The sequence below is a fragment of the Frigoribacterium sp. CFBP 8759 genome, from assembly GCF_014841655.1.
GTDB lineage: Bacteria > Actinomycetota > Actinomycetes > Actinomycetales > Microbacteriaceae > Frigoribacterium.
The window spans coordinates 1-13818 of the sequence record NZ_JACYUH010000002.1 but is presented as its reverse complement, the minus strand read 5'-3'; the positions used below and the strand labels follow the sequence as shown (position 1 = coordinate 13818).

The window sequence follows — 13818 nt, the reverse complement described above, 5'->3', positions numbered from 1 at the left end:
GGATGGCTGCGGGTCGGTCAGTAGAGTGAAGCGCGTGACTCCTGACTCCGCGCCACCCACCGACGCCGCGCACGACCTGCACACCACCGCGGGCAAGCTCGCCGACCTCAAGGCCCGCTATCACGAGGCCGTGACGGCCAGCGGCGAGGCCGCGATCGCGAAGCAGCACGCCAAGGGCAAGAAGACGGCCCGCGAACGGATCGACGAGTTGCTCGACCCGGGCTCGTTCGTCGAACTCGACGAGTTCGTCCGGCACCGCACCCACGCCTTCGGCATGGAGGCCAAACGGCCCTACGGCGACGCGGTCGTCACGGGCACGGGCACGATCCACGGCCGCCAGGTCGCGGTCTACTCGCAGGACTTCACCATCTTCGGCGGCTCGCTCGGCGAGGTCGCGGGCGAGAAGATCATCAAGGTCATGCAGCTGGCCCTCAAGACCGGGGTGCCCATCATCGGCATCCTCGACTCGGGCGGAGCGCGCATCCAGGAGGGCGTCGTCGCCCTCGGCAAGTACGGCGAGATCTTCCGGCTGAACACGGCCGCCTCGGGCGTCATCCCCCAGATCTCGCTGATCATGGGCCCCGCGGCCGGAGGCGCGGTGTACTCCCCCGCGCTGACCGACTTCGTGATCATGGTCGACAAGACCAGCCACATGTTCGTCACCGGCCCGGACGTCATCAAGACCGTGACGGGCGAGGACGTGGGCTTCGAAGAGCTCGGCGGAGCCCTGACCCACAACAAGGTCTCGGGCGTGTCGCACTACCTGGCGAGCGACGAGGACGACGCCCTCGACTACGCCCGCGCGCTGCTCTCGTACCTGCCCGACAACAACCTGGCCGACCCGCACGTCTTCGACGTGCCGGTCGAACTCGAGACCACCGACCACGACCGCCAGCTGAACACGCTGATCCCGGACAGCCCGAACCAGCCCTACGACGTCATGACCGTCATCGACCACGTCGTCGACGACGGCGAGTTCCTCGAGGTCCAGCCGCTGTTCGCGCCCAACATCGTCGTGGGCTTCGGCCGGGTGGAGGGCCGTCCGGTGGGCGTGATCGCCAACCAGCCGTCCGCCATGGCCGGCACCCTCAACATCGAGGCCGGCGAGAAGGCCAGTCGTTTCGTACGCTTCTGCGACGCGTTCAACATCCCGATCCTCACCCTGGTCGACGTGCCCGGCTACCTGCCCGGCACGGACCAGGAGTGGACCGGTGTCATCCGTCGCGGAGCCAAGCTGCTCTACGCCTACGCCGAGGCCACGGTCCCGCTCGTGACGGTGATCACCCGCAAGGCGTACGGCGGCGCCTACATCGTCATGGGGTCGAAGCAGTTGGGTGCCGACATCAACCTCGCGTGGCCCACGGCCGAGATCGCCGTGATGGGCGGTCAGGGCGCCGTCAACATCCTCTACCGCAACGAGATCAAGGCGGCGGCCGAGGCGGGCGAAGACGTGGCGGCCGTGCGCACGCGACTGGCCAACGAGTACACCTACAACGTGGCGAGTCCCTTCCTCGCCGCGGAGCGGGGCGAACTCGACGGTGTCGTCGAACCGGCCGCGACCCGCGTCGCCGTCATCAAGGCACTGCGCGCCCTCAAGACCAAGCGGGCGACCCTGCCGCCGAAGAAGCACGGGAACATCCCCCTGTGAGTGGTCGCCACGCCGCCGCCTCCCCCGACCCGGCGGACTCCCCCACCGACCCGGACGAGCAGCCGTCGGCTCCCCTCATCAGGGTCGTCGCCGGGGACCCGACGCCCGACGAACTGGCGGCCGTCACGGCGCTGCTCGCCGCCGTCGCGGTCGGCCGGGCCGGATCGGCGACGACGACGTCCTCCCGACCCACGACGTCGGGCTGGACGCGATCGGCCCGGGCACCGCGTCCCGTCATCACGGCCGGAGAAGGCCGCTGGCGGGGTTTCGAGGGCTGACGCCCCCGGAACGGGGGTAGACGCAGTCATCTTCCCCCGCCTGTCCCCCTAAATGACGACTGCACCCGCGGCCCCGACCCACCATGCTTGCTCTTGCTAGGTGTCTCTCTCGGAGTCACACCACCAGCAGGACCACATGGGTAGTGGATTCCTGCCGGGGGGAGTCAGGGCGACATTCGGGTTGCCGCCCTGACTCAGGGTCTCGGAAGGGCCGGACGATCGTCCGGCCCTTCCTTCTTCCCCGGCCCTGCCGTGAGGCTGCCCGGTGGATGATCAGGGGGCCGAGCGGGGGATCTGCAGCCAGAGCTGCACCTCGTCGGCGTCGTCGTCCTCGTCCGCGTCGGCCGAGACGCCCCGGCCGAGGGCGCTCGACGACAGGTCCGGCGAACCGAGCCCGACGACCGTGACGGCGTCGTCTCCCCCGCCCTGGACGGTCCGGACGATGATGCGATCGGCGAGCGAGCCGCGGAGGGCCTCGGCGAGCACGGCATGGACCCGCCGCAGGTCGGTGGGCCCGAGGTCGTCGAGGCCTCCCTCGTCGAGGAGGCTGACGACGGCCCCGCGACGCCGCGCCGCCATGACCTCGTGACGCACGTCGTCGTCGAGGAGGCGGCGTCCCCGGATCTCGTCCCGGATGGCCCCCTCGAGGTTCAGGCACTCCTGGCGCTCGGCCGCGGTCAGGTCGCCGTGTCGATCGACGATGGTCTGGAGCATCGGCCGTGCCGTCCGGCCCGTCTGCAGCAGCCGGTACTGCCGCTCGTTCACGTGGGCTTCCTGCGCGGCCTGCCAGTCCGCCGCCTCGTGCTCGGCGAGGATGAACTCTCGCGTCTCGCGCCCGGCACGCGTGAGCGTGCTCGACATCGCGTGGCTGAAGGCGACCCAGACCACGCTGCCGACGATGCCGAGGTCGGCGATCTGTTCGGCCCCGGCCCAGAGCACCCCGTGAGCCGCCATGAATCCGACCCCGAGCCAGGCGAACCCCTGGCGGCGTCTCGTCGACACGATCACCATGAGCGTGCCCACGGCCGCCACGTACCACGTGGCATAGCCGTTCTTCACCGAGCTGTCGAGCTCGGAGGTCACGACCAGCGGGAGGACGATGCTGACGGCGAGGCAGAACGAGGCCAGCCACACGGGCATGATGACGTGGCGGCTGGGCCACAGCACGGCCACGGTCGCCGCGGCATACAACACCATGCACGCGACGACGGGAAGCGGATCGGTGAACCGGTCCAACGAGGCAACGGCGAGGACCAGATGGTAGGCCGAGAAGACGGCGGCGAGCGAGACGATCAGCCACCGCGGCACGGAGACCCTCACGCGACGCCCTCCGGGATGCCCGTCTCGTCGGCGCGGTCGGGCGAGGGACGGGGAGCCGATCCTCCCTCAAGGAGGGCGCCGACCGGCCACTGCAGTCGCACGAGGGTTCCGCGCCCCGGTGCCGAGTCGATGGTCGCGAGTCCGCCGGCGTTGTTCAGCCTCTCGTGGATCGACACCCGGACACCCAGACGCTCGGTCGGCACCGTCGCCGGCTCGAAGCCCTTGCCCGTGTCGCCGACCTCGACGGTCGTGAGGCCGGTCGCCTCGCGGGTGACGTCGACCCACCGCCGGACACCGGGCGCGTCCCCGGCGTGCTGGGAACTGTTCACCAGGGCCTGCACGGCGGCGGAGTAGAGGGCCTCCGCGGCGGTGGACGGGATGCCCTCGCCCTCGATCGGGCCCCGGCGCAGCTCGACGGAGACGCCCAGGTCCGACACGGCGGCCTCGATGCGGTCGACCATGCCCGTGACCGTCGTGTCGGACTCGTCGAACGGAGTCGTGCTCGCCGCCGCTGAGAGGTGGGACATCGCGTTCCGGGCCATGTTGGTCGACAGCTCACGCTCTTCGGGTGACCAGGCCCTGGCCGCCTGGATGAAGGTCGTGAGGACGCTGTCGTGCACGATGGCGTCGACCTGCACCCGTTCGAGCTCGGTGGCGTGCTCGCGGATCGCCTCGGAGTACCGCGCGACCGCGGTCGCCTGGGCCTGGTCGACGTTCGCGGCCGCCTGGCGCAGGATCACCACGAGGATCAGGACCGCACCGCCGAGCAGGATCGCGTAGACGGAGTCGAGGGTCGCGCGCTGCGGGGAGACCGCTCCGCCCGACGGCGTCAGGCGGATGAAGCCGTAGACGGCGGGGGCGACGAAGAGGTAGCCGGTCGCGATCCAGGTGGAGAACGCCGACGCGGCCGAGGCCGTGGCGACGGTGCACAGGTACCAGAGCCAGGGCACGCTCGCCTGGACCTCGCTGGGGTCGTCGACGGCGAGGGGCCAGGTGACCAGCGCGATCAGGTAGGCGATCGCGACGAAGGCCTCGACCGTGGTCACGCCGCGCTGCACGAGGCTCGCCACGACCAACGCCAGGAACCCGCCGAACATGGCCAGGCCGATCACCCAGGCCCAGGCGAGCTGCATGCTCCCGACCTGACCGATCATCCCGGGCAGGGCCTGCAGGCCGAACACGAGACCGGCCGCGGCGATGATGCGCCCCAGCACCTTGTCGAGCAGGGCACGACTGATCGGGTTGCGCGGGGGCCGCAGGGGCCCGAGCGGGAGCGGGCCGGTCAGCCGACCCTCACCGGCCATCGCCACCGTCCGCGTCGAGCCCCGGCAGGATGCCGTCCTCGACGGCGCGACGGAGGAGGTCGACCTTGGTGGGTGCCGGGCGTCCGACCTCGACGTACTTGACGCGGATGCGGTCGAGGTACTCGCGGGCCGTCGAGTAGCCGATGCCGAGCTGTTGGGCGGCCAGCTTCAGCGGCAGACCCGAGGCGTAGAGGTGCAGGATCTCGCGCTCGCGACGACCCAACTGGGCCTTGGCGAAGTCGCGGTCGGCATCGATCGCGCTCGCCCACTCGAGGTTGTTGAGCACGTCGCCGCGGGCGACCGTGGCGACCGCGGCCATGACGGTCTTCGTGGCGGAGGACTTCGGGATGACGCCGGCCGCCCCCGCGGCGAGCGCCTCACGGACCGAGGCGACCCGGTCGGCGATGCTGTGCACGAGGACGGCCGACCCCGTCGCCTGGACGCGCTTGACGTTCTCGGTGACGGTCGAGCCGTCGCCGAGCGACAGGTCGAGGACGACGACGTCGACCTCGCGACCCGCGAGGTTCTCGACGAACTCCTGCACGCCGGCGGCGGTGAGGATCACCTCGAAGCCCTCGTTCTGGCACGCGGCTTGGATGCCGAGCCGCACCGACTCGTGGTCGTCGACGACGGCGACCCGCACGGGTGCTGTCTGGCGGGTGGCGATGGGGGTCTCGGTCGTGATGTCTGACACGGTGATCCTTCGGTCGGCGTGTGCCCTGGTCCCTGAATCCCGGGCGTGCACGGGGTTCATCGTAACCGGACGGCGGCTCAGGCCGGCAGCAGGCGCACCACCGTCTCGACGTGGTGCGTGTTCGGGAAGAGGTCGTACGCCTGCAGGGCGTCGAGCGCGTAGCCCCGCTCGGCGAAGAGGGCCACGTCCCGGGCGAGGGCGACCGGGTCGCACGCGACGTAGACGACCTGGGCCGGGCGGAGGGCCGCGATCTCGGACACCACGTCGCGCCCGGCGCCCGAGCGGGGCGGGTCGAGCACGACCGTCGCGGCGGCGAGGCGCTCGCGCTCGGCGTCGCTCGCCTGCGACGCTGTCTGGCGCAACCAGCGCTCGACGCGTCCCGTCACGGCCGACGCGCCGATCCACTCGGCCAGGTTCTCGGACGCGTGCTCGGTGGCCCGCTCGTCGCTCTCGACGCTCGTGATGCGCGTCCCCGCACCGAAGCGGTCCCCCACGGCGGCTGCGAGGAGTCCGACCCCGCCGTACAGGTCGAGGTTGGCGCCCTTCGGGTCGAAGCGCTCGGGGTCGATCATGGTCTGCACGGCGGCCGTGAGCGTGGCCGCTGCCTCGCGGTGCACCTGCCAGAAGCCGCCGTCGTCGAGCCGGAACTCGCGGTCGCCGACGACCTCGGTGATGGTCGAGCGGGCCTGCCGCCCGATGATCAGACGCGCGCCTCCGCCGCTCGGGGCGACGACATCGACGTGTTCCTCGCCGGGGAAGGCGTCACCCAGCGGCGCCACCTCGGCGACCTCCGGCGACGCGAGCGGCAGGTCGGGCACGTGCACGACCCGGTGCGACCGAGCCGCGTACTGACCGGGACGCCCCTCGGCGTCGAGGTGCAGGCGCAGGCGCGTGCGCCACCCGGTGCCGCCGCGCTCGTCGTCGCCGGGCAGGGCCTCGACCGAGACGCGGCCGTCGGCGTCGGCGATCCCGCCCATGCGGGTCAGCGCGTCGACCACCACGCGTCGCTTCAGCTCGCGCTGGTGGCCGAGCTCGACGTGCCCGAACTCGGCGCCGCCGGCACGGTCGGTCGGATCGACCTCGAGGGCGGCCGCGCCCCACACGTGGGGTCGACGGTGCTCGCTCGCCTCGAGGACGCGCACCGTGTCGGCCCGCCAGAACGCCTTCTTGCGGTCGTCGGTGATGCGCGCCACGACCTTCTCGCCGGGCAGGGTGTCGGTCACGAACACGACCCGCCCGTCGAGTCTGGCCACCGAGATGCCCCCGTGTGCGATGCCCGTCACGTCCAGTTCGACCTCGCGGCCCAGCATGTCTCCCATGCGTCGAGTCTGACAGGCTGGGCGGCATGACCGTCCCGCTCTACCTGGCCAGCACCTCCCCCGCCCGTCTCGCCCTGCTGCGCGCCGCCGGCGTCGAGCCGGTGCTGATCAGTCCCGGTGTCGACGAAGAGGCCGCGGTCGCGGTCGAGTCGACACGGCTCGGCCGAGCGCTCACGGCGGCCGAGACGGTGCAGCACCTCGCCAGGCTCAAGGCCGAGGCCGTGCTCGACACGGTCGTCGACGGCCGCCCCCTCGACGGGTTGGTCCTCGGGGGCGACAGCGCCTTCGAGTTCGACGGCGAGGTGCACGGCAAACCCCACGAGCCCGCCCTGGCGCTCGACCGGTGGCGCCGCATGGCCGAGATCGGCCACGGCACCCTCTGGTCGGGTCACTGGCTGGTCGACCACCGCGGTGGCGCTCCGCGCGTCACCGCCGAGACCCCCTCAGGAGGCGCGGGCCGGGTCGCGAGCGCGTCCCTCACCTTCGCCGACGACCTCGACCCGCGCGAGCTCGCGGCCTACGTCGAGACGGGCGAGCCGCTCGAGGTCGCGGGGGCCTTCACGATCGACGGTCGGGCATCCGCGTTCATCACGCACATCGAGGGCACCCCGAGCGCCGTCGTCGGACTCTCGGTGCCCGTGCTGCGGTCGCTCGTCCGGGGCTTCGGCGTGCCGTGGCACGAGCTGTGGACCTCGCCGACCGCCGGCTCCTTGTAGGTTCTGCCTCGCGCCTCCTCGTCCTTTTTGTGCACGTCAGCCAAAGGCGGACGGGGAGGGCGCAATAGGGTGGGGAACTATGCCGCGTATCAGCAAGGTCCTCATCGCCAATCGTGGAGAGATCGCCGTCCGCGTGATCCGGGCCGCGCGTGACGCCGGAATCGGCTCGGTGGCGGTCTACGCCGACCAGGACCGCGACGCCCAACACGCCCGCCTCGCCGACGAGGCCTACGCCCTGGGCGGGACGACGAGCGCCGAGACCTACCTGGTCATCGACAAGATCCTCTCGATCGCCCGTCGCTCGGGTGCCGACGCCGTGCACCCCGGCTACGGCTTCCTCGCCGAGAACGCGGACTTCGCCCGGGCCGTCCAGGCCGCGGGCCTGGTCTGGATCGGCCCGTCGCCCGAGGCCATCGAGCAGCTGGGCGACAAGGTCTCGGCCCGGCACATCGCCGAGCGCGTCGGCGCCCCGCTCGCCCCCGGCACCCTCAACCCCGTCTCGGGCGCCGACGAGGTGCTCGAGTTCGTCGACCAGCACGGCCTCCCCGTGGCGATCAAGGCGGCGTTCGGTGGTGGTGGACGCGGTCTCAAGGTCGCCCGCACCCGCGAGGAGGTCCCCGAGCTGTTCGACTCGGCCACCCGTGAGGCCGTCGCCGCCTTCGGACGCGGCGAGTGCTTCGTCGAGAAGTACCTCGACCAGCCCCGCCACGTCGAGACCCAGTGCCTGGCCGACGCCCACGGCAACGTCGTCGTCGTGTCGACCCGCGACTGCTCGCTGCAGCGCCGTCACCAGAAGCTCGTCGAAGAGGCCCCCGCACCGTTCCTCACCGACGAGCAGACCACGAAGCTGTACGAGTCGTCGAAGGCCATCCTCCGCGAGGTCGGCTACGTCGGTGCCGGCACCTGCGAGTTCCTGATCGGCAAGGACGGCACCGTCTCGTTCCTCGAGGTCAACACGCGCCTCCAGGTCGAACACCCCGTGTCCGAAGAAGTCACCGGCATCGACCTCGTCCGCGAACAGTTCCGCCTCGCCGAGGGCGGCGTGCTCGACTACGACGACCCCGAGGCCCGCGGCCACTCGTTCGAGTTCCGCATCAACGGCGAGGACGCCGGTCGGGGCTTCATGCCCGCCCCCGGTCCGATCCACGTCTTCAAGGCCCCGGGCGGTCCCGGCGTCCGCGTCGACAGCGGCGTCCAGGCCGGCGACGAGATCAGCGGGTCGTTCGACTCGCTTCTCGCCAAGCTGATCGTCACGGGTTCTTCGCGCGAGGACGCGCTCGAGCGCTCCCGTCGCGCCCTGGCCGAGTTCGAGGTCGCCGGCCTGCCGACCGTGCTGCCGTTCCACCGTGCCATCGTCGACGACCCCGCCTTCGCGCCGGCCGACGGTGCACCGTTCTCCATCTACACCCGCTGGATCGAGACCGAGTTCGACAACACCATCCCTGCGTGGAGCGGCGAGGCCGAGGCCCCCCGGCCGGCCGACGAACGCGACACCGTCGTGGTCGAGGTGGGCGGAAAACGCCTCGAGGTCTCGCTGCCGGCCGGCCTCGGGTCGCGCACCGCGCCTCCTGCGGTCGCGCCCAAGCGCCGGGGCGCGCCCCGGTCGTCGGTCGTCACCGCGACCGGTGCCGAGGTCAAGGCTCCGATGCAGGCCACCGTCGTCAAGCTCGCCGTCGAGGCCGGTCAGCAGGTCGTCAAGGGCGACCTGGTGCTCGTCCTCGAGGCCATGAAGATGGAGCAGCCCGTCGCCGCCCACCGCGACGGCACCGTCTCGGGCATCGCGGCCGTCGTCGGCGAGACGGTCTCGTCGGGTCACGTCCTGCTCAGCATCGACTGACCCCCGCGCCGGGCCCGGCGGCGACCGGGGACGCGCGTCGGCAGACCCTAGAGTGGACGCCATGTCTGAGACCACCACGCACCCGCTCGACGACCGCGCCGCCGACCCCTTCGAGGTCGCCCGCACCGCCGCCGCCGAGATCGCCGAGAAGACCGGCGTCGCCCGACACGACATCGCCCTGACGCTGGGCAGCGGCTGGGCCAAGGCCGCCGACCTGATCGGTGAGACCGTCGCCGAGGTCCCCGCGACCGAGATCACCGGCTTCGCCGCGTCGGCCGTCGTCGGCCACACCAGCTCGATCCGCAGCATCGCACTGCCCTCGGGCAAGCACGCCCTCGTCATGGGCGCCCGCACCCACTACTACGAGGGCCACGGCGTGCGTCGGGTCGTGCACGGCGTGCGCACGGCCGCCGCCACGGGCGCGACGACCATGATCCTGACGAACGGTGCCGGGGGCATCAAGGAGACCTGGAAGCCCGGCACGCCGGTGCTGATCAGCGACCACATCAACCTCACGGCGGACTCGCCCCTCGAGGGCGCGACGTTCATCGACCTGACCGACCTCTACTCGACGCGCCTCCGCGACGTCGCCCGCGGCATCGATCCCGACCTCGACGAGGGCGTCTACACGCAGTTCCGCGGCCCGCACTACGAGACGCCGGCCGAGGTGCAGATGGCCAAGGCCATCGGCGGGCACATCGTCGGCATGTCGACGGCCCTCGAGGCCATCGCCGCGCGCCAGTCCGGCATGGAGGTGCTCGGCATGTCGCTGATCACCAACCTGGCCGCGGGCATCCAGAAGACCCCGCTCAGCCACGCCGAGGTGCTCGAGGCCGGGCGCGACGCCGAGGCCAAGATCAGCGACCTGCTCGCCCGCATCGTGGCGGCCCTGTGAGCGGCGACGTGACGGGGCCCGGCAGCGACGGCTCGCCGGTCTCGTCCGACCTCGAGCGGTTGATCGCGTCGGCCACCTCCTGGCGCGACCAGGACCCCGACGACGAGACGCGCGACGAGCTCGACCGACTGCTGACCCGGGCCGGCTCCGACGACGCCGACGCCTCGTCCGAACTCGCCGACCGCTTCGCCGGTCGCCTGCAGTTCGGCACGGCCGGCCTGCGCGGCGCCCTCGGCTCGGGTCCGAACCGCATGAACCGCGTGCTCGTGGCGCAGGCCGCGGCCGGCTTCGCGGCCTTCCTGCGGGGCCGCGAGTCGAGCCCCTCCATCGTCATCGGGTACGACGGGCGCAAGAACTCCGACGTCTTCGCGCGGGACACGGCCGAGATCATGGCCGCCGCGGGCGTCGCGGCCACGATCCTGCCCCGCGCCCTCCCGACCCCGGTGCTGGCCTTCGCCGTGCGCCACCTCGACGTCAGCGCAGGCGTCATGGTGACCGCGAGCCACAACCCGGCGCAGGACAACGGCTACAAGGTCTACCTCGGCGGTGTCGACGCCGGCTCGCAGATCGTGTCCCCGGTCGACGGCGAGATCGCCGCCGAGATCGAGAAGGCCGCGCAGTCCCCCGTCACGCGACTGGCCCGTTCCGACGACTACCGCGAGGCCGGTGACGACCTCGTCATGGAGTACGTCCGTCGCACCGCCGCGGTGGCCGGCACGGCGGCGAACGGTCGTCAGCCACGGGTCGTCTACACCGCGATGCACGGCGTCGGGTGGGAGGTCGCACGCCGCGTGTTCGCGACCGCCGGCTTCACCGAGCCGATCCCGGTCGGCGAGCAGAGCGCCCCCGACCCGGCGTTCCCGACCGTGGCCTTCCCCAACCCGGAAGAGCCCGGCGCCCTGGACCTCGCGTACGCCACGGCCGGCCGCGTCGAGGCCGACCTGGTCATCGCCAACGATCCCGACGCCGACCGGCTCGCGGTCGCGATCCCCGTCGACGGCGGCTGGCGTCGACTCAGCGGCAACGAGGTCGGCTCGCTGCTCGGCTGGCGCGCCGCAGAACGGGCACGACGGGACGACCGCGACGGCACCCTGGCCGCGAGCATCGTCTCGTCGCCCGCCCTGCGCGAGATCGCCCGGGTACACGGACTCGACTACGTCGACACGCTCACGGGATTCAAGTGGGTCTCCCGCGTCGGAGGGCTGCTCTACGGCTACGAAGAGGCACTCGGCTACCTCGTCGACCCCGACGTCGTCCGCGACAAGGACGGGATCTCGGCCGCGGTCGACCTCCTCGCCCTCGCCACCGAGCTGCACACGGCCGGGTCGAGCCTGGCCGAGCACCTCGTCGCCTTCGACGAGCGGTTCGGCGCCTACGCCTCCTCGCAGATCTCGATCCGGGTCGAGGACCTCGCCACCATCACGGACCTCACCGACGGTCTCCGCCGGCGCCCGCCGTCGACGATCGGCTCGCACCGCGTCGACCGGGTGGACGACTTCCGGGACGGGTTCGGAGCCTTCCCCGCGGGCGACATCCTCCGCTACTGGCTCACCGACGGCTCACGCGTCATCGTCCGCCCGAGCGGCACCGAGCCGAAGCTCAAGGTCTACATCGACGCGTCGAGCACCGAGGGCGACGCCGTCGCCCGTCGAGCCGTCGCCGAGGCGGCCGTGGCCGATCTCGACGCGGGCATGCGCGACCTCCTGGCCTGACGGTCGGGGCGGTGACCGCCCGGACGACGAGAGAGACCCCGGAGGCGCGAGCTGCGCCTCCGGGGTCTCTCTCGTCTTGGCCGGTGCGGTTCACCCGGTGCCGCACGCCGCGGTCAGCCCAGCGACTTCTGCAGCTTCTCGGTGAGCTCCGCCTGGTCGAAGTGGTTCTGGATGACGATGACGTCGGCGAACGTGGAGCCGATCGCCTCGACGAACTCGGCCGACGTGAGGATCACCTGCGCATCGTCACCGACCGTCGCGATCGAGCCGATGTCGGCCGCGACCACGTCGGCCTCGATGTCGAGCTTGGCCAGGACCCGCTCGGCGTTGACCTTGAGGATTCCGCTGCTGCCGATGCCGGCGCCGCAGATGGTGACGATCTTCATTGTGGGGAGGTCTCGATCCGTGGGAGGGCGATCAGGCGGGGACGCCCATGAGCCGCCGCACCTCGTCGACCGAGGAGGCGGCCGCGAGGGCGGGGATGACGGAGGCCTCGTTGAAGACGTTCGCCAGGTCGGCGATCGACTCGAGGTGGCCGCCGACGGTGACGATCGCGAGGCCGAGGACCACACTGACCGGGTCGTTGTGCGGGTGCCCGAACGGAACGGGCTCGGCCAGGGTCACGACGGCCAGGCCGTCGCGGACGACGTCGTCACCCGGCCGAGCGTGGGCCAGCGCGAGACCGGGGGCGATGACCACGTAGGGGCCGTGTTCGTCGATCATGCGGACCATCTCGTCGCCGTAGCCCTCGCGGGCGGCACCGGAGTCGACCAGGGCACGACCGGCGACCCGGACGGCCTCACGCCAGTCGACGACCTGGGCGCCGATGACGACGGCCTCGTCCGGGAGCGGCGGGAGCGCCATGTCAGGCCCCCTCGAAGCCGGCGGTGATGCGGTCGGCCAGCGCCTCGCGGTCCTCGAGGGGCAGGAAGCACGACGCGGCGGCGTTGAGCTGGAAGGTCTCGTGGTCGTCGAGGTCGTAGTCGAAGGCCTGGCTGAGCAGGGCGAGCTCTTTGCAGAGGCTCGTGTCGCTCATCAGGCGGTTGTCGGTGTTGACCGTCACGCCGTAGCCGAGCTGGTACAGCAGGTCGAAGGGGTGGTCGTCGAGGTCCGTTCCCCAGGCGGCGATGGCACCGGTCTGCAGGTTCGACTGCGGCGACAACTCGAGCGGGATCTCGCGGTCGCGCACCCACGACGCGATCGGCCCGATCTCGACGGTGGAGGTCGACCCCTTGCTCGCGACGACGCGGATGTCTTCGGCGATGCGGACCCCGTGGCCGAGCCGGAGGGCCCGCCCGTCGATCAGCGCACCCCGGATGCTGTCGAGACCGTCGGCCTCGCCCGCGTGCACCGTGACGGGCATGAACTCGCGGGCCAACAGGTCGAAGGCGACCCTGTGGTCGGCGGCCGGGTAACCCGCCTCGGGACCGGCGATGTCGAAGGCCAGCACGCCGTTCTCGCGATGGCGCACGGCGAGCTGGGCGATCTCGAGCGATCGCTCGCCCTGGCGCAGCGCACTCAGGATCTGCCCGACCGAGATCTCGTACCCGTCGTCGGCCAGCGACCGCACGGCCGACGCGAAGCCCGCCTGCACGGCCTCCACCGCCTGGTCGAGGGTGAGCCCCTCCCGTTGGTGTTGCTCGGGGGCCCAGCGCACCTCGGCGTGGACGACGCCGTCGGCGGCCAGGTCGAGGACGAACTCGTGCGCGACCCGGGTCAGCTGCTCGCGGGTCTGCATGACCGCGACCGTGAGCTCGAAGGTCGCGAGGTAGTCGACGAGGGTGCCGGAGTCGGCGTTCTCGACGAACCAGCGGCGCAGCGCCTCGGGTTCGGACGCGGGGAGATCGATGCCGGCCTCGACCGCGAGGTCGACGATGGTCTCGGGCCGGAGTCCGCCGTCGAGGTGGTCGTGCAGCGAGACCTTCGGCAGGGCCGCGAGGCGCGGGCCCCCGTTCGGCAGCCGGTAGTCCTTGTCGGGAGCGCTCATGCCCTCAATCTACTAGCGCTCCGGGCGGCGACTCTGGACGCGCGCCACGAGAGAGGTGCGCTCTCCACGAGAACCGGCACCGCGCCTCCTGGACGGAGGCGCGATGCC

Annotated in this window: 13 protein-coding genes; 6 read left to right on the top strand and 7 right to left on the bottom strand. The window is 71.8% G+C overall.

What is annotated here, in order from left to right:
- Positions 1 to 34: 34 nt before the first annotated feature.
- Both IFT79_RS05390 and IFT79_RS16235 read left to right on the top strand, forming a co-directional pair.
- Positions 35 to 1648, top strand: coding sequence for an acyl-CoA carboxylase subunit beta (locus IFT79_RS05390; protein ID WP_192123153.1), 1614 nt, complete (start codon positions 35 to 37; stop codon positions 1646 to 1648).
- The gene (locus tag IFT79_RS16235; protein WP_192123152.1) at positions 1645 to 1926 is read left to right on the top strand and encodes an acyl-CoA carboxylase epsilon subunit; all 282 of its coding nucleotides are present in this window, start codon (positions 1645 to 1647) and stop codon (positions 1924 to 1926) included. The genes IFT79_RS05390 and IFT79_RS16235 overlap by 4 nt, the downstream gene beginning before the upstream one ends.
- 273 nt (positions 1927 to 2199) lie before the next feature.
- Here IFT79_RS16235 and IFT79_RS05380 read toward each other — a convergent pair whose 3' ends face one another.
- The 4 genes from IFT79_RS05380 to IFT79_RS05365 form a co-directional block, all read right to left on the bottom strand.
- Positions 2200 to 3246: a hypothetical protein gene (locus IFT79_RS05380; RefSeq protein WP_056046380.1), complete on the bottom strand. Its 1047-nt coding sequence runs from the start codon at positions 3244 to 3246 to the stop codon at positions 2200 to 2202.
- The gene (locus IFT79_RS05375) at positions 3243 to 4550 is read right to left on the bottom strand and encodes a sensor histidine kinase (RefSeq protein ID WP_192123151.1); all 1308 of its coding nucleotides are present in this window, start codon (positions 4548 to 4550) and stop codon (positions 3243 to 3245) included. Before IFT79_RS05375 ends, IFT79_RS05380 begins: the two co-directional genes overlap by 4 nt.
- A complete protein-coding gene (locus IFT79_RS05370; RefSeq protein WP_123570456.1) occupies positions 4540 to 5244 on the bottom strand; it encodes a response regulator transcription factor in 705 nt (234 codons plus the stop codon). The genes IFT79_RS05375 and IFT79_RS05370 overlap by 11 nt, the downstream gene beginning before the upstream one ends.
- A gap of 77 nt (positions 5245 to 5321) precedes the next feature.
- Complete coding sequence (locus IFT79_RS05365; RefSeq protein ID WP_056046386.1) at positions 5322 to 6563, bottom strand: class I SAM-dependent RNA methyltransferase; 1242 nt, start codon at positions 6561 to 6563, stop codon at positions 5322 to 5324.
- Between the two features lie 26 nt (positions 6564 to 6589).
- Here IFT79_RS05365 and IFT79_RS05360 point away from each other — a divergent pair, with 26 nt between their 5' ends.
- The 4 genes from IFT79_RS05360 to IFT79_RS05345 all read left to right on the top strand — a co-directional run bounded on the left by IFT79_RS05360 (position 6590) and on the right by IFT79_RS05345 (position 11723).
- Positions 6590 to 7279 (top strand): Maf family protein, encoded by a 690-nt coding sequence (locus IFT79_RS05360; protein WP_173151224.1) that lies wholly within the window; start codon positions 6590 to 6592, stop codon positions 7277 to 7279.
- Between the two features lie 79 nt (positions 7280 to 7358).
- On the top strand, positions 7359 to 9116 hold the full coding sequence (locus IFT79_RS05355) for an acetyl/propionyl/methylcrotonyl-CoA carboxylase subunit alpha (RefSeq protein WP_123570459.1): 1758 nt from the start codon (positions 7359 to 7361) through the stop codon (positions 9114 to 9116).
- A 61-nt stretch (positions 9117 to 9177) separates the two neighbouring features.
- Positions 9178 to 10011, top strand: a complete 834-nt coding sequence (locus tag IFT79_RS05350; RefSeq protein ID WP_159825414.1) for a purine-nucleoside phosphorylase — start codon at positions 9178 to 9180, stop codon at positions 10009 to 10011.
- An 8-nt stretch (positions 10012 to 10019) separates the two neighbouring features.
- Positions 10020 to 11723, top strand: a complete 1704-nt coding sequence (locus IFT79_RS05345; protein ID WP_192123918.1) for a phospho-sugar mutase — start codon at positions 10020 to 10022, stop codon at positions 11721 to 11723.
- Positions 11724 to 11836: 113 nt separating this feature from the next.
- Here IFT79_RS05345 and IFT79_RS05340 read toward each other — a convergent pair whose 3' ends face one another.
- From IFT79_RS05340 to IFT79_RS05330, 3 genes are read right to left on the bottom strand one after another with little or no spacing between them, the layout of a single operon-like run.
- A complete protein-coding gene (locus IFT79_RS05340; RefSeq protein WP_056046395.1) occupies positions 11837 to 12109 on the bottom strand; it encodes a PTS sugar transporter subunit IIB in 273 nt (90 codons plus the stop codon).
- 31 nt (positions 12110 to 12140) lie between these two features.
- Positions 12141 to 12587 (bottom strand): PTS sugar transporter subunit IIA, encoded by a 447-nt coding sequence (locus tag IFT79_RS05335; protein WP_056046397.1) that lies wholly within the window; start codon positions 12585 to 12587, stop codon positions 12141 to 12143.
- Between the two features lies 1 nt (position 12588).
- Positions 12589 to 13710 carry an adenosine deaminase gene (locus IFT79_RS05330; RefSeq protein ID WP_159825416.1) on the bottom strand — a complete coding sequence of 374 codons (1122 nt, stop codon included), beginning with the start codon at positions 13708 to 13710 and terminating at the stop codon, positions 12589 to 12591.
- Positions 13711 to 13818: the final 108 nt, after the last annotated feature.